The sequence below is a fragment of the Lentzea tibetensis genome, from assembly GCF_007845675.1.
In the GTDB taxonomy this organism is placed as follows: domain Bacteria; phylum Actinomycetota; class Actinomycetes; order Mycobacteriales; family Pseudonocardiaceae; genus Lentzea; species Lentzea tibetensis.
In genome coordinates, this window is the sequence record NZ_VOBR01000015.1 from 37578 (window position 1) to 51698 (window position 14121).

Sequence of the window (14121 nt, forward strand, 5' to 3'; positions counted from 1 at the left end):
CTCATCCGTGGACGTACGTGCCGGGGGCGGGCACGAGCGGTGCGTGCGCCTGGTTGCCGAGCGACCTGGGCGCCTTCTTCCAGGTACCCGACCGCGTGCCGAGCCAGTCGGTCCAATGCGGCCACCAGCTGCCCGTCGTCTTCGTGGCGCCGGCCCGCCAGTCCTTTGTGGAGCCATCGTCGTTGACGTAGTAGGACGCCCTGGGATTGCCCGGCGGGTTGAGGATGCTCTGGACGTGGCCGGAGTTGCTCAGCACGAACTCGACCTCGCCGCCGAGCCGTGACGATGAGCGGCGACAGGCCTCCCACGGCGTGATGTGGTCCGTCGTGCCCGCCAGCACGAACGTGTCGCAGTCGATCCTGCCGAGGTCGATCGGGGTGCCGTTCACCACGACCGCGCCGGGTGTGGCGAGCGAGTTGTCCCGGTAGATGTCGATCAGCTGCCCGTGCAGCGCAGCGGGCAGGCGGGTGGTGTCGTTGTTCCAGTACAGCACGTCGAACGCGGGCGGCTTGTTGCCGAGCAGGTAGTTGTTGACCCAGTAGAACCAGATGAGGTCGTTGGGGCGCAACAGGCTGAAGACCCGGCCCAGCTCCCGCCCGTCGAGCACGCCGCTCGCGTGCGACCGGCGTTTCGCGGCGGCGAGGGTCTCCTCGCTGGCGAAGACGCCGAGGAGCGTGCGGTCCTCGGCGGTGTCGAACACACTGACGTACAGGGTGAGCGCGTGGACGAGGTGCCTGCCGCGGGCGGCCAGGTAGGCGGCGAGCGCGACGGACGTGATGCCGCCCGAGCACGCGCCCACGAGGTTCACGTCCCGCTGGCGGGTGATGGCGCAGACCGCGTCCAGCGCCTCCTCCAGTGCGGACAGGTAGGTGCCGAGGTCCCAGTTCCGGTGCTCCGTGGTGGGGTTGCGCCAGCTGACCGCGAAGACCTGGTGACCGGTGTCCAGCGCGTAGCGGACCAGGCTCTTCTCCGGTGACAGGTCGAACACGTAGTACTTGTTGATCTGCGGTGGTGTGATCACCACCGGTCTGCGGCGCACCTCGTCGGTGCGCGGGGTGTACTGGATCAGCTCGAGGACCTCGTTGCGGAACACGACGGCGCCCTCGGTGGTGGCGATGTTCTCGCCGAGGGTGAAGCTCTCGGTGTCGACCTGGCGGGGCAGCCCGCCGTTGTGCCGGACGTCGGCGATCAGCTGCCGCACCCCGCTGACCGCGCTCAGGCCGCCGGTCTCGACGAACCGCTTGATCGCCACCGGGCTCACCGGCAGGTTGCTCGGCGCGACCGCGTCGAGTACGAGCGACAGCACGAACCTCGCGCGCTCCCGGTCCACTTCGGACAGTCTGGTACCCGCGAGCCAGCTGTCCAGCTCCGCGTCCGCCGCGAGGTAGAGCTGCAGCAGCCTGCGGTACAGGAAGTTCTCGGACCAGGCCGAGTCGGCGAACCGGCGGTCCTTCGCACCCGGCTGGAACGCGGCTCTCCCGCGGACGATGTCGACGGTCGCGCTCACCAGGTTGCCGAGACTGTCCGCGGTGTGCCGGGAGTTGCGGACCGCCTCGGTGAGCACCGAGCCGAGCGAGTCGAAGATGTCCTTGCGGCGCAAGCCGACGACCGGGTTGGGGCCGCCGATCACATCGGTTGTGGCGTCCGGGGCTGCGGTCATGCGGCAAAGCTAGAATCCGCCGCTGGTCATGGCCCCTGCCTAAAGTTAGGTTTCCAGACGTGCGGCTGGTCGCCACCAAACTGCTCACCCCGCCCGAGCGGCAGGGGCAGGTCTCGCGTGCGAGGTTGTTCCACAGGTTGGACGGGGCGCTCACCCGGCCGCTGACGCTCGTCACCGCACCGGCGGGGTTCGGCAAGACGACGCTGGTCAGCGCGTGGTCGCGGCAGCTGCCGGTGCGGTCGGCCTGGCTGACCCTCGACGAGGACGACGACGTGCCGGGCCGGTTCCTCGACTACCTGATCGCGGCCGTGCGCGCCGACGAGACCGCGCAGACCCTGCTCGAGTCGAGCACGTCGGTGCCCGCGGTGGTCGCCGCGCTGGTCAACGACCTCGCCGCGGCGACGGACGACGTGGTGCTCGTGCTGGACGACTTCCACGCCATCGGCGAGCCGGAGATCCTCGACGCCGTCGGCTTCCTGGTCGACCACTGCCCGCAACGCCTGCACCTCGTCCTGGTCGGCCGCTCGGAGCCGGACCTGCCGCTGGCGCGGTGGCGCGGCCGCGGGCTGGTCGCCGAGATCGGCGCGGCCCAGCTGCGGTTCTCCGCCGACGAGGCGGCCGCACTGCTCCGTTCGGTGATCGGCGCGGAGGTGGGGGAGAGCACCGTGCTCGAACTGCACCGGCGCGCCGAGGGGTGGGCGGCCGGCCTGCAGATGCTCGGCATCGGCGTGCGGGACGGCACGTCCGCCGCGGGGCCGTCGATGTCAGCGCCGTCGGTCTGGTACCGATCAGGTGATCGGTACGTGCTCGACTACCTCGCGTCGGAGGTCGTCCGCGGCCAGTCCGGCGACGTCCGCGAGTTCCTGCTGCACACCTCGGTGCTCGACCGGCTGACGCCGTCGTTGTGCGACGCGGTCACCGGCAGGCGCGACAGCGACCAGGTGATCCGCGAGCTGGAGCGGGCCAACCTGTTCCTGGGCCCGCTCGACGAGGCAGGCGAGTGGCACCGCTACCACGGGCTGTTCGCCGACTACCTGCGTTCGGAGCTGGATCCCGTGCAGGCGGCCCGCTGTCACGCGCGGGCGGCGGCGTGGTTCGCCGACCGCGAATTCCCCGCCGAGACGATCAAGCACGCCGTCGCCGCGGGGGACGTCGAGCTGGCCGTGCGCACGGTGCGGTCGGTGGTCGAGGACCAGGTGCGCCGCGGTGAGCTCGCGTCCCTGCTGAGCTGGTTGAACCGGCTGCCCGGCGAGACCGTCCGCAGCCACGCGGACCTCGCCGGGTTCAAGGGGTGGCTGCTGTACCTGGCGGGCCGGGCCGACGAAGCCGAGACGTTCGCCCGGATCGCCGACGCGGGCATGCCCGCGGACTCACCGGACCGGGCGATGCTGCTGTCGTTCCAGGCCTACCTCGCGCTGTCCCAGGGCGAGCCCGCGACGGCGGCCGCGCTGGCAGGCGAGGTGCTCGACCTGCTCGGCGACAGCACGTCGTTCTTCCGTGCCGCGGCCATGGGGGTGCTCGGCCAGGCGCGCAGGCTCACCGGCGACCGCAGGGGCGCGATCGAGGTGCTGCGGGCGGCCGTGCGGCTGGGCGAACGCAGCGGCAACCCGTTGAGCACACTGGAGGCCACCGGCTACCTCGCGCCGCTGCTCTACGCGCAGGGACGGATGCGCGAGGCTGTCCTGCTGTGCGAGGAAGCCCTGGATGCGCACGCGGTCGTCGCTGGCAGGCGCCTGCCGATGGCAGGCTTGGCCGAGGTGCCGCTCGGCACCCTGCGCTACGAACGCGACGAACTGGACGACGCGAAGAAGCTGCTCGTCGACGGCATCGCCCGGTGCGAGCAGCTCGGCACGACCTCCTACACGCTGCTCGGGCTGCGCACCCTCGCCCGGCTGCACGTCGTGCACGGGGAGACGGACGACGGCCTGCGCGCTCTGCTCGCCGCACGCAGGCAGGCCGACGCGGCGGAGGACCACCGCCGCACCGCACTGGTGATCGCGACGATCGCGGAGCTGCACCTGCGCACCGGCAACGTCGCGGCGGCCGAACAGGTGCTGCTGGAGATCGACCAACCGTCCACTTCGGACTACGAGCAGCTCGTCCGGGCCCGGCTGCTGGTGGCGCGGAACCGTCCGCGCTCAGCTGTCGACACGCTGACCGGCGTGTGCGCTCGGGCCGTCGAGCAGGGCCGGGACGGTTCCCGCATCGGCATGCTCACCGTTCTCGCGCTCGCCCACGACGAGCTGGGCGACGCGGCGCAGGCACGTGAGCTGCTCGCTGGCGCGGTCGAGCTGGCTGCACCGGACGGGTACCGCAGGACGTTCCTCGACGAGGGCGCGCCGCTGGTTCCGCTGCTGCGCGACGTGCGCGCCACCGCGCCTGGATTCGTGGCCGACCTGCTCGATCGCGCGGCCGCGGCACCACGGCCACGCGCATCCGAGCTGCTGACCGTCGAGGGAATCGGAGTGGTGGAGACGCTGACGGACACCCAGCAGCGGATCCTGACGCTGATCGCGACCGGGATGTCCAACCGGGAGGTGGCCGAGAAGCTGTTCATCACCGTCGGCACCACCAAGTGGCACCTGAACCAGATCTTCGGGCGTCTCCAGGTGCGCAACCGCACCGAGGCGGTGGCGAGGGCACGCGAGCTGCACCTGCTGTAGGAGTCGCGGCGCCGCGTCCGAACGGACGGGTTGTGCCCGCGTGCAGCGGGGGAGAACCCGCTGCACACCGGCTGGGTGGTTCAGTTCCAGTTGCAGGCGTAGCCGAAGTAGCCCTGGCTCTCCCACGGGTAGACGCTCAGCCGGAAGCCGGAGCACCACCCCCAGCTCGCGTACTGCTGGGCGATCCAGCGGTGTCCGTAGGCCAGCGCGTAGTAGGCGCCCTTGAGCTGCCACGGCGTCGCGGTGGGTGGCGCGGGCACGTAGCCGTTGGCGAATGCTCTGGTCTCGGATTTGTTGAGGTAGATGGTGCATCTGCCGCTACCGCACGATGCGACAGCGGCGTCTGCGGGTGCGGGCATTGCCACGGCGAGGCTCGTCGTGATCACTCCGGCTATGGCCAGAGCGGCCGCCAGCTTCTTGAAGAGAGTGAACATCGGAGTGTCCTTTCCGACTGGTGGATGTGACAGGTGTAAGGGTGCTGGCGGCGAGTGAGACTCGGCAGTCGTCACTTGGGACGGTCGGCGGTTGTGCTGTCGTCGCAAGTGCCGGCTGCCGATCGGGCGGTGTCCGGGAGAAGGTGATGACCATGGCGGTGTGCACGACGGCGGCCACTCAGACGCGGAATCGGGTGGAGCGCTGGATCCTCAAGTCCGTGGCGCTGTTGCGGGTAGCGCAGTACGCGGCACCGCTGCCGGTCGTCGCTGCCCACAACGTGATCAGCTGGAACGAGCACGGTCGGCTGGTGGCCGGCGCGTACCTCGTGGGGGCGGCTGGTCGGCGTGGATGTTCGTCCACTCTTTGAAGGGCGGCGGGCGCGCGATCGCGTCATGGTTGGCGGTGCTCGACATCGTCCTGATCACCGTGCTGCAGACCGCGATGCCGTTGACGCTCGGCGCAGACCGCGAGATGTGGCAGAACTGGACGTACGGTCCGGCCATCGGTGCCGCGTTCGTCGTGATCCTGTACGGCCCGCGCAGGTTGGCCTGGCCACGGGCATGCCTGCCGATCCTGTCGTGGGCGACCATCCCGCTGGTCGGCGTCGCCACTGGCGCCTCGGTGGATCATTCCGACGTATTGGCGTGGTCGGTCGGGATGCTGCTCTTCGCCGGCCTCGGTGCTCATATCGCCGCCGTATGCTGCTCGACCCAGACGACGGGGCGCGGGTGACGTCGTGCGGTTCCGGAAAGCAGCACCGGAGCGCGTGGTGCGGTCCCGCAAGCCCGCACATCCGGCGATCGTGACAGTGGAGGAGTTCGTCGAGGCACAGTTGTTGCGCCGGTCTCGGGCTGCGGGCGGGTTCGCGGCAGGACGGAAGCTGGAGCGCGGGCCGAAGAACACCAAGCGGGTCTATCCGCTGCGCGGCCGTGTGCGGTGCGGGTATTGCGAACGACGGATGGAAGGCACGCCGCGGAACATGCGGACCTACTACCGGTGTGCGGTCCGCACGATGGTTCCGGGCGCGCCAGCGCTGAATGGTCATCCGACGAACGTGTATCTGCCGGAAGAAGCAGCCACGAAAGCCCTGAACACGTGGCTGAACGACCTCTTTGCCCGCGAGAACGTCGACCGCACCGTTTCCGCCCTTGTGGCCTCCCAGGAGGGCAGGAAGAACAGCACACCCGACGCGAAGGACGCGGCGAAGAAGCGCCTTCAGGAAGCCGAGGGCAAGCTTCGGCGGTTCCAAGACGCCATTGCAGCCGGAGTCGACCCCACAGCGATGGTGGAAGCGATCAACGAAGCTCAGGCGCAGCGAGCTGCGGCGCAGGCCAAACTGGAGAACGCGGCAACCTTGCGGACAACCTGTCGAACTCAGTCAGATCGAACGCTTCACCACAGGCCGACATGATCTTCTCGGCGGCGCCATCTACGAGTATCGCCATGCGCGTTGACCTGCATGGACGTAGATTTCGGCACGCATGAGGCGGGCGGTGCAGACAAGGCCGTCAGGGCCCTCGGTGAGACCGATTCGCCGCGTGGATGTCCGCCGACGCCGACGACGGCCTTCCCGTGGTGGCCACCCTGGTCGGCGCGATCCTGCTCGCCCGCGCCACGGCGGGCACAGAACTGTCGGAGAAGATCCTGGAATCGACCCACAAGGCCCTGACCGCACCACACGGGCCCCCGGACTCCTGGGGACAGGGACTGTGCGAGTGGGACCCGACGCCACATAGGTAGGCAATCTCCGGAATCCGATCCCAGCAGCGCGTGGTGGCGGTAGCCCTCCGGCCGCCCGCCCCACCTCTCCAGCCATGTCGGAACGGGCAGCAAGCCGGATGACCTGCCGTTCAGGGATTCGGGCCATGCCGCAGCCGAGGATTACCCGGATGGTCGCCTGGGCCTGAGGCTGGGCCGCGCTTCAGCGAGGCAGCAGGACGTCGACCTGCCTGCGGATGTCCTGCGCGATCTCCTCGACGCTCAAGGCGATGTTCACGCTCGCCGCCATGCTGAGGAACATCACGGCGGACATGATGTGTGCCAGCGTCGCGGCGTCGCCCTCTGTGACCCGCTTGTCTCGGCGCAGAATGGCGGCGATGGCCTCCTCTGTCTGCACGACGATGGCGAGTGCTGCGCTGTGCTGGGGCTCCTCGGGGTCGCCGAAGACCATCTCTCGTAGGTAAGTGCGTCCGTTGTCGATCTGGGTGCGGTTGCACTCGACGATCGGCCGGACGATCGCCATCACCGCGTCCAGCACGCCCGGGACGGTCTCGGCGTCCGCCCGGCCCTGCGCGAGCGCTTCGGCGTACTCGGCGTTCTGCACGAGCAGGAGGAGTTCGCCCTTGGTCTTGGCATAAAGGAACAAGGTCCCGGTGCCGATGTCGGCCTTGTCGGCGATCTGCTGGGTCGTGACCTCATCGACGCCGTGCTCGGCGAACAGCTCACTGGCGGCATCGACAATGCGGTCGAGTTTCTCCTGCTTGTTTCGCTCGCGCCGTCCGACAGGCATGACGGTGTCCTCCAGGCGTAGATTCTGACTGTAATCAGTTTGGATTGTGCTCAATACCGTGTGAGCTCGAATGTGGCTCCGCTCATTCTCCCATCGCGGGGCGAGGAGTCGCTCCCTCCGTGCGCAGCCACGCACGTCACATCCCCTCGTAAAGAAGGAACACCGATGCCCTCTCGACGGATCTGTCGTCCTCGTCACCGGCGCCAATAGCGGTATCGGCACCTACTTCGTCCACGACGCCCTGGCGCGCGGCGCCGCCAAGGTCTACGCCACCGCCCGTTCCCCCGCCTGGGACGATGCACGCATCGTCCCCCTGATCCTTGACGTCACCGACCGCGCGTTGATCGCCGCGGCCGTCGCCGCCCGCGGCGGATGTCACCGTGCTCGTCACAACGCGGGTGCCATCCCGCCGAGCGCGCGCCTGCTGACGTCACCGAGGCGGACATCCGGGTGAACATGGAGACGAACTTTCTTCGGGCCGGTCTTCCTCGCCCGCGCCTTCGCACCGGTCCTCGTCGCCAAGAAGGGGTCAATCCTCATCGACGTGCACTCCGCACCCATGGGCGTCCACGTCACGGGTGTGCACACGGGCTACGTCGACACTGGTATGGCCGCGCACGCTGACGGACCCGAGAGATGCTGCCGACGCAGCTGGTGACGACGGTCTACGACGCCGTCGAGGCCGGAGAATTCACGTCGGGACCCCGTGCTCCATGGCGTTCGAACAGTTGGCCGACCGGTGTCGAGAAGGGGTGCACCGTCGCGGCCGTCGAGCGGTGGATGACATCGGCGGTCGGTCCGGCGGCAGCCCGATCCGACCACGGTGCCGAAGACGTCGGAACCCGAGACGGTACTCGAAGTCGATGCCGGCCTGTTCGACGACAGCCTGCGTGCCGGCGGCCCAGGTGAGGAAACCGGGGAGGGTGAGAGAGTGAGTGAATTCGCCGTACGCGGCGACCAGGTCCGCAATCCATCCGCCCCGACTTCCTGGCCCTCCAGTGACGACTACGACGCCGACACCGCCGACTTCCAGGGGCGCGGCGGCCTGTGACGTGCTCATGGTGTTGCCCTTTTTCCTGGTCAGGTGGTGGTCATCGGGCCAGGAACTCGACCGCTACGGGGGCGAATTCCTGGTGGTACTGGAAGATGCCGCCGTGCCCGGAGTCGGGGTAGATGATCAGCTCGCTGTCCTCGATGCGCCGGTGCAGGTCCTCCGACAGGACCGACGGCACCATGCGGTCGTTGTCGCCGTTGGCGATCAGGGTGGGCTGCGTGACCGACGACAGGTCGTCGGGGGCGGAGCGCCCCCACTTCTTGATCGCCTTCAGCTGCGTCTGGAACGCCTTGGTCTTGATCTCCGCGTCGCGGTCGACAGTGCGCTCCTTGAGCCGGTTGACGAACGTGCGTCCGGCAGCCTTGCCGGTGGCGTTGCGGTTGAAGAACAGGAACTCCTTGGGGTCCGAACGGGTCAAGGTGGCGCGCAGGATGTCCCAGTAGGTGATTCCGGCGACCTTGTCCATGTCCTTGCCGCCCTTGGGCCCGGTGCCGGTGAGGACAAGCTTGCGGACGAGCTCGGGGTGCTTCACCACCAGGGCCTGGGCGACCATGCCGCCGAGGGAGAAGGAGAAGACGTCGACCTTGTCGTACCCGAGTGCCTTGATGAAGGTGTAGGCGTCGTCGGCCATCGCCTCGACACTGTCCGGCACCTGACCGGTGGACGCCCCCACACCCCGGTTGTCGAAGGCGATGACGTGACGGCCCTTCGCGACGGGGTCGATGATGCGGGGGTCCCAGTTGTCCAGGGTCGCGGCGAGGTGGACGAAGAAGACGACGGGGACACCGCCCTTCGGGCCCAGCTCGCGGTAGGCATAGGTGACGTCACCGGCACTGACGGTGCGGGTCGGGGCCTTCGCGTAGGAGGTGATGACGGCTTCCTCATGGGTGTTGGTGCTGCTCATGACGGATTCTCCTGCGTGTTCTGTGTCGCTGTGTGTCTCGTGTCGCCCGTCGCGGTTGCGGCGGGTCAGCTGTTGCTGATGACGGCCTTGCCGCGGATGCCACCCTGGGACAGGGACTGCAGCGCCTGCGGCGTCTGGTCGAAGCCGACCACCTTTCCCACGACCGGACGCACCACGCCCTCGTCGACGAGGGTGGTGATCTGGCGGAGGTGGTCGCCGCTGGCGCGCATGAACAGGAACTCATACGTCACGCCGAGCTTCTTGGCCTGCCTGCGGATCTTGCCGCTCATGCCTGCGACCGCCAGGCGCAGCAGCGGGTTCAGGCCGGCCTCGCGGGCGAACGCGGGGTCCGGGGGACCGGCGATCCCGATGGCTTTGCCGCCGGGCTTGAGCACCCGCAGGGACTTCTCGAGAGTCTCCCCACCGAGGCTGTCCAGCACCAGGTCGTAGCCGGTCAGGAGCTGCGCGAAGTCCTGGGTGCGGTAATCGATCACCGTGTCCGCGCCGAGCGCGCGCACGAAGTCCGCGTTGGAACCGCTGGCGGTCGTGGCGACGCTCGCGCCGAGGTGCGCGGCGAGCTGGATCGCGATCGAACCGACCCCGCCGGCGCCGGCGTGGATGAGAACCTTCTGCCCAGGCCGCACCTTCCCGCGCTCCACCAGCGCCTGCCACGCCGTGAGCGCCGCCAGCGGCAGCGAGCCGGCCTCGTCCATGCTGATCGAGGCGGGCTTGAGCGCCAGGTCGCCCTCCGCGACGGCGATGCGCTCGGCGAACGTGCCGATGCGCCCCTGGCCGGGCCGACCGTAGACCTCGTCTCCGGGCCTGAAGCCGCGAACTGCCGTCCCGACGCCGATGACGGTGCCCGCGACGTCGTTGCCCAGGATCAGCGGCAGCTTGTAGGGCAGGATCTGCTTGAACTCACCGGCGCGGATCTTCTCATCCAGCGGGTTCAGCCCGGCGGCCTCCACTCGCACAAGCACGTCGTGCTCCCCCACGGTGGGCTCGGGGACGTCCGCCTCCTGCAGCGGCTCCTTGTACTTGGCGACGACGAACGCTCGCATGGGGCACTCCTTGTCTTCATCCGATTTATCCAGGCATGAGGCCAGGTCAGCCACTTCGGCGTGACATCTGGGGCCTCGCCTCGCTCGCTCAACCCAAGTACGCTCAATTATGAGTTCACTCAGAATTATTGTCAAGGGAGGTCCATGGGAAGCGGTCACATGCCGATCGGGCGCCGCGAGCGGGCCAAGCAGGCCAAGCGCGAGCGCATCATGACCGCAGCCCGCGAACTGTTCGCCGAACACGGCGTCAACGGGGTCACGGCACAGCAGGTCGCCCGCCGGGCCGACGTCGCGAACGGCACTCCTACCTGTACGCGTCCACGAAGGCCGAGTTGCTGATCATGGTGCAGAACGAGAAGTTCGCCGCCGCCCTCGCCGCCGGCCTCGCCGCCGCGAACGCCGCCGTCGGACAGGGCGTACTGGAGCCGGTCATCGCGCTCATCCGTCCGGTGGTGGAGTGCCTGAGGGAGCACATCGAGAACGGCCGCACCTACCTGCTCGAACTCGTCTTCGGCGACCCGGCCGAGCCCTACCGACAAGCGGGTCTAGCCCCTTGCCGGCCGCCTCGAGGACGGCATCACCGCCCTGCTCACCCGCGACAAGTACATCGGTGTCGCCGACGCGGCAACGCTGGCGCGGGTGATCACCGCGATCATCCACATCAGCACCACCGCCACCGTCTACCTTGTGCCGCCCGGAAAGTCATCGCTGCTCTGAGCGGTGCGGTTCTCCCACCTGCGAGCATGCCTGCGTGATCGGTTCGCTGGTGTACCAGGCGTTGTGCAAGTTGCTGTCTGTTCGGGCGGTGCTGCTTCGCAGTGAGGCGGCCAAGGATGCGGAACTTCTTGTGCTGCGGCACGAGAACGTTGTGCTTCGTCGGTAGTTGACCGGGCTGGTCCGTTACGAGCCCGCAGACCGGGTCTGGTTCGCCGCGCTGTCGAGACTGGTGCATCGCTCGCGCTGGCAAGGGGGTCTTTCCAGTCACTCCTGGCACGTTGCTCGGCTGGCACCGCAGGTTCATCGCCCGAAAGTGGGATCACACCGCGCGCCGGCGAACCGGGCGTGCCTCAACCGCAGCAGCGATCAAGGCGCTTGTACTCCGACTTGCTAGGGAGAATCCGCGGTGGGGACATCGGCGGATCCATGGCGAGTTGGTTGGGCTTGGTCATCGTCTGGGTGCTTCGACGGTCTGGGAGATCGTGAATCGCGCGGGGCATAAATCCGGCTCCGCGTCGATGCGGTCCGACCTGGCGCGAGTTTCTGACCGCGCAGGCCGAGGGGATCGTCGCGGCGGACTTCTTCCACATCGACACCATGCTCGGCACACGTCGGTACGCGCTGGCGTTTCTCGAACACGGCACCAGGCTCCTGCACATCACCGGCGTCACCGCGCATCCGACACGGGACTGGACGGTGAAGCAGGCGAGGAACCTGGCCAGCGAGCTCGGAGCGCGCATGGAGTCTCTCCGCTTCCTGCTGCGTGACCGCGACGGAAAGTATGGCGACGCGTTCGACGCCGTGTTTGAGGCAGAGGAACTGCGTGTGATTGCGACTGCGCCGAGCTCCGCGGATGAACGCGCAGTGCGAACCGATCATCGGCAGCATCCGCCGTGAGATTCTCGACCACGTTCTCATCATGGGAGAAAGTCATGCGCGTCAAGTACTCGCGGCCTACCAGACGCACTACAACGAGCACGGCCTCACCAGGCCCGCGACCAGCTACCGCCAGACGTTCAAGAACACACCGGAACGGTGCACGATCTTGACGTCTCTGGCTGTCGACCTGTCCGCACGCGGATCCCCGGTGGGGGTGATCAACGAGTACTGATATGCGGCTTGAGCTGCAGCGATGACTTTTCGAGCGGTACAAGATCGTCGGCCAACAGCGCGCGTTCGAGCACCAGATCGGCGAGAAACGCAATGAGGACGTCCGCATACTCGGGCAACGGCTGGTGACGGCGCGCGAACTCGGTGACTTTGGCGATGTACTCACGGCGGAGCTGCCGCGCGTCGGGATCAGGATGTACATACGGCGCCTGGGACACTGGCCCCCCGACCACCCGCGAGACCAGGAGTGCACCGTGCAGCAGGGAACCGTCCGCTGGTACGACCTCGAGCGCGGCTTCGGCTTTCTCGCCCCCGACGACGGCAGCGACGACATCTTCGTGCACGTCTCGCAGGTGCAGGGCGAGGGCGTGGCCCGGGCGCTGCGCGAGGGCCAGACGGTGGAGTTCGAGCCCGGTGAGGGACCCCGCGGTCCGCAGGCGCTGCGCGTCGCCGTCACCGGGGACGCCGCGCCTGACGCGACCCTGGGCGTGCTCGCCACCGTCTCCTGGTACGAGCCGGCCAAGGGCTACGGGTTCGCCGCGCCGGACGGCGGGGGTGCGGAGGTGTTCGTGCACTCCTCCGCCATCGTCACCGGGGGCGTCCTCGCGGCCGGGCAGCGGGTGGCCTTCGTCGTCATCGCCGGGGAGAAGGGGCCGCAGGCCCAGCACCTGGTGCCGCTGAGCTTCGACGCCGGGGTCCGCAGAGCCCCTCTGGTCGCGCCCGGCGACGGTGCCGACGGCTCCGTCCTGTGGTTCGACGAGGAGAAGTCGTTCGGCTTCGTGGCCGCCGACGACGGGGCGGGCGACGTCTTCCTGCACGTGCGCGCCCTGGTCGACGACCTGTACCTGCCTGCCGAGGGCGACCGGGTCTCGTTCACCACGGTCACCATGGACCAGGGTCGTCAGGCGCGCGAGGTGCGGTTCGTGGCCACCGGCGAGCCGGTGGAGGCCGCCGCGGCCCCCAGTCAGGCCCGTTCGGTCACCCGGCCCGCAGCCCGCGCCGGCGACGGCTCGGTGGCCCGCTATGACGCCGACCGCGGCTTCGGTTTCATCACCCCCGACGCGGGCGGGCCCGACCTCTTCGTGCACGTCTCGGTGGTCTCCGGCGAGCCCCTGGTGGCTGGCGAGCGGGTGCGCTTCCGCATCCGGCAGAGCGACCGGGGCCCGCAGGCCGATGCCGTCGAGCACGCCTGACCGTCCGGGACGGTCCTACGACGCCTCGAAGCGGGCCGACGTAGCGGCGCTGGAGAGGAACGGGCCCACGAGAACGTGAGCCGCCGCCGCGCGGTCTCGGCGTTCCACTGCACCGACACCGCGTCCGCGAGCACGGTCTTGGCACTGCTGATCGACACGGCTACCGGCGCGGGCAACCGACTCAGCTGCCGCACCACCTGCACCAACGAAGGCAACGCAACGGCCAACGACACCATCTGCACCCAGTTGGCCGCCGTCTCCAACGAGCCGTACCCGCGCAACGCCACGCTGATCTCGCGCTGCGAGGCGATCTTGGTCGGCTCGACCTGGCTGTCCACGCAGAACGGAGCAGCCCAACAGCTTCGCCGTGGACATCGCGATGTACTCGCGTTCACCGGCCGTCCAGAACTGGACCGGTGGAAGGCGCGGAGGAGGAGTTGGTCGATCAAGTCCACGAGCAGCGTCTGCAGATTCACTATGACGACCAGTGCCTTGAAATCTGCCCCGCACAATTAGCGCTGAAAACCGTGGAACCAGCTCGTCGCCCAGTTCAGCCAGCGCTTGCGTTGGATTGGTGTGCTGATATGAAAGTGGCCGAAAATGAATTACCCCACGGGATTCTGGGGAATCCCGTGGGGTAAGAAATGTCCGAGGGGGGACTTGAACCCCCACCCCCTTTCGGGGACTAGCACCTCAAGCTAGCGCGTCTGCCATTCCGCCACCCGGACTCGCGGCTCTCGCCGTGACGTGTGCATAGATTACATGATCGTCTCCAGCCGCCAAAATCGGCCCCCCGGGACGAGGTTCCAACTGGT

The 14121-nt window shown here is 68.4% G+C and carries 19 protein-coding genes, 1 tRNA gene and 1 pseudogene; 13 read left to right on the forward strand and 8 right to left on the reverse strand.

Translation table 11 applies throughout. The annotated features are described in order from the left end of the window. Position 1: 1 nt before the first annotated feature. On the reverse strand, positions 2-1660 hold the full coding sequence (locus FKR81_RS23290) for an alpha/beta fold hydrolase (RefSeq protein ID WP_146354350.1): 1659 nt from the start codon (positions 1658-1660) through the stop codon (positions 2-4). Positions 1661-1719: 59 nt separating this feature from the next. Here FKR81_RS23290 and FKR81_RS23295 point away from each other — a divergent pair, with 59 nt between their 5' ends. Next, positions 1720-4323: a LuxR C-terminal-related transcriptional regulator gene (locus FKR81_RS23295; RefSeq protein WP_146354352.1), complete on the forward strand. Its 2604-nt coding sequence runs from the start codon at positions 1720-1722 to the stop codon at positions 4321-4323. Between the two features lie 80 nt (positions 4324-4403). Here the strand turns inward: FKR81_RS23295 and FKR81_RS23300 are convergent, their stop codons facing one another. Further along, positions 4404-4757, reverse strand: a complete 354-nt coding sequence (locus FKR81_RS23300; protein WP_146354354.1) for a hypothetical protein — start codon at positions 4755-4757, stop codon at positions 4404-4406. Positions 4758-4903: 146 nt separating this feature from the next. Here FKR81_RS23300 and FKR81_RS23305 point away from each other — a divergent pair, with 146 nt between their 5' ends. The 4 genes from FKR81_RS23305 (at position 4904) to FKR81_RS43680 (ending at position 6498) form a co-directional block, all read left to right on the forward strand. Next, positions 4904-5125, forward strand: a complete 222-nt coding sequence (locus FKR81_RS23305; protein ID WP_146354356.1) for a hypothetical protein — start codon at positions 4904-4906, stop codon at positions 5123-5125. Then, complete coding sequence (locus FKR81_RS43675; RefSeq protein ID WP_186763127.1) at positions 5107-5490, forward strand: hypothetical protein; 384 nt, start codon at positions 5107-5109, stop codon at positions 5488-5490. Before FKR81_RS23305 ends, FKR81_RS43675 begins: the two co-directional genes overlap by 19 nt. Before the next feature lie 4 nt (positions 5491-5494). Then, positions 5495-6169, forward strand: a complete 675-nt coding sequence (locus FKR81_RS23310; protein ID WP_186763128.1) for a recombinase zinc beta ribbon domain-containing protein — start codon at positions 5495-5497, stop codon at positions 6167-6169. A gap of 131 nt (positions 6170-6300) precedes the next feature. Then, on the forward strand, positions 6301-6498 hold the full coding sequence (locus tag FKR81_RS43680; protein ID WP_186763129.1) for a hypothetical protein: 198 nt from the start codon (positions 6301-6303) through the stop codon (positions 6496-6498). A 181-nt stretch (positions 6499-6679) separates the two neighbouring features. Here the strand turns inward: FKR81_RS43680 and FKR81_RS23320 are convergent, their stop codons facing one another. Beyond that, a complete protein-coding gene (locus FKR81_RS23320; RefSeq protein ID WP_146354360.1) occupies positions 6680-7267 on the reverse strand; it encodes a TetR/AcrR family transcriptional regulator in 588 nt (195 codons plus the stop codon). 136 nt (positions 7268-7403) lie between these two features. Beyond that, positions 7404-7646 carry a hypothetical protein gene (locus tag FKR81_RS23325; RefSeq protein WP_146354362.1) on the reverse strand — a complete coding sequence of 81 codons (243 nt, stop codon included), beginning with the start codon at positions 7644-7646 and terminating at the stop codon, positions 7404-7406. A gap of 444 nt (positions 7647-8090) precedes the next feature. Here FKR81_RS23325 and FKR81_RS43685 point away from each other — a divergent pair, with 444 nt between their 5' ends. Beyond that, entirely contained in the window at positions 8091-8318 is a 228-nt protein-coding gene (locus FKR81_RS43685; protein ID WP_186763130.1) for a hypothetical protein, read from the forward strand. Positions 8319-8358: 40 nt separating this feature from the next. Here FKR81_RS43685 and FKR81_RS23335 read toward each other — a convergent pair whose 3' ends face one another. Together FKR81_RS23335 and FKR81_RS23340 are read right to left on the reverse strand one after the other, a co-directional pair. Further along, complete coding sequence (locus FKR81_RS23335; protein WP_146354366.1) at positions 8359-9225, reverse strand: alpha/beta fold hydrolase; 867 nt, start codon at positions 9223-9225, stop codon at positions 8359-8361. A 65-nt stretch (positions 9226-9290) separates the two neighbouring features. Next, complete coding sequence (locus tag FKR81_RS23340; RefSeq protein WP_146354368.1) at positions 9291-10286, reverse strand: NADP-dependent oxidoreductase; 996 nt, start codon at positions 10284-10286, stop codon at positions 9291-9293. 144 nt (positions 10287-10430) lie between these two features. On the opposite strand from FKR81_RS23340, the gene FKR81_RS44395 reads away from it, so the two are divergent. From FKR81_RS44395 to FKR81_RS44405, 4 genes are all read left to right on the forward strand, one after another. Then, a complete protein-coding gene (locus tag FKR81_RS44395) occupies positions 10431-10625 on the forward strand; it encodes a TetR/AcrR family transcriptional regulator (RefSeq protein ID WP_222598372.1) in 195 nt (64 codons plus the stop codon). A gap of 412 nt (positions 10626-11037) precedes the next feature. After that, on the forward strand, positions 11038-11169 hold the full coding sequence (locus FKR81_RS45665; protein ID WP_268891576.1) for a hypothetical protein: 132 nt from the start codon (positions 11038-11040) through the stop codon (positions 11167-11169). A gap of 431 nt (positions 11170-11600) precedes the next feature. Beyond that, positions 11601-11900 (forward strand): hypothetical protein, encoded by a 300-nt coding sequence (locus FKR81_RS44400; protein WP_222598373.1) that lies wholly within the window; start codon positions 11601-11603, stop codon positions 11898-11900. A 22-nt stretch (positions 11901-11922) separates the two neighbouring features. Next, positions 11923-12114 (forward strand): hypothetical protein, encoded by a 192-nt coding sequence (locus FKR81_RS44405; protein ID WP_235921717.1) that lies wholly within the window; start codon positions 11923-11925, stop codon positions 12112-12114. Here the strand turns inward: FKR81_RS44405 and FKR81_RS23355 are convergent. Then, a complete protein-coding gene (locus tag FKR81_RS23355) occupies positions 12101-12331 on the reverse strand; it encodes a hypothetical protein (protein ID WP_146354370.1) in 231 nt (76 codons plus the stop codon). The genes FKR81_RS44405 and FKR81_RS23355 overlap by 14 nt on opposite strands. Before the next feature lie 36 nt (positions 12332-12367). Here FKR81_RS23355 and FKR81_RS45115 point away from each other — a divergent pair. The 3 genes and pseudogenes from FKR81_RS45115 to FKR81_RS23365 all read left to right on the forward strand — a co-directional run. Then, a pseudogene (locus FKR81_RS45115) lies at positions 12368-12571 on the forward strand (cold-shock protein); the annotation flags it as partial. Between the two features lie 30 nt (positions 12572-12601). Continuing rightward, positions 12602-13306: a cold shock domain-containing protein gene (locus FKR81_RS45835; RefSeq protein ID WP_407936545.1), complete on the forward strand. Its 705-nt coding sequence runs from the start codon at positions 12602-12604 to the stop codon at positions 13304-13306. 75 nt (positions 13307-13381) lie between these two features. Next, the gene (locus tag FKR81_RS23365; protein ID WP_222598375.1) at positions 13382-13822 is read left to right on the forward strand and encodes a hypothetical protein; all 441 of its coding nucleotides are present in this window, start codon (positions 13382-13384) and stop codon (positions 13820-13822) included. 129 nt (positions 13823-13951) lie between these two features. Here FKR81_RS23365 and FKR81_RS23370 read toward each other — a convergent pair. Continuing rightward, positions 13952-14034, reverse strand: a tRNA-Leu gene (locus FKR81_RS23370). Positions 14035-14121 lie beyond the last annotated feature (87 nt).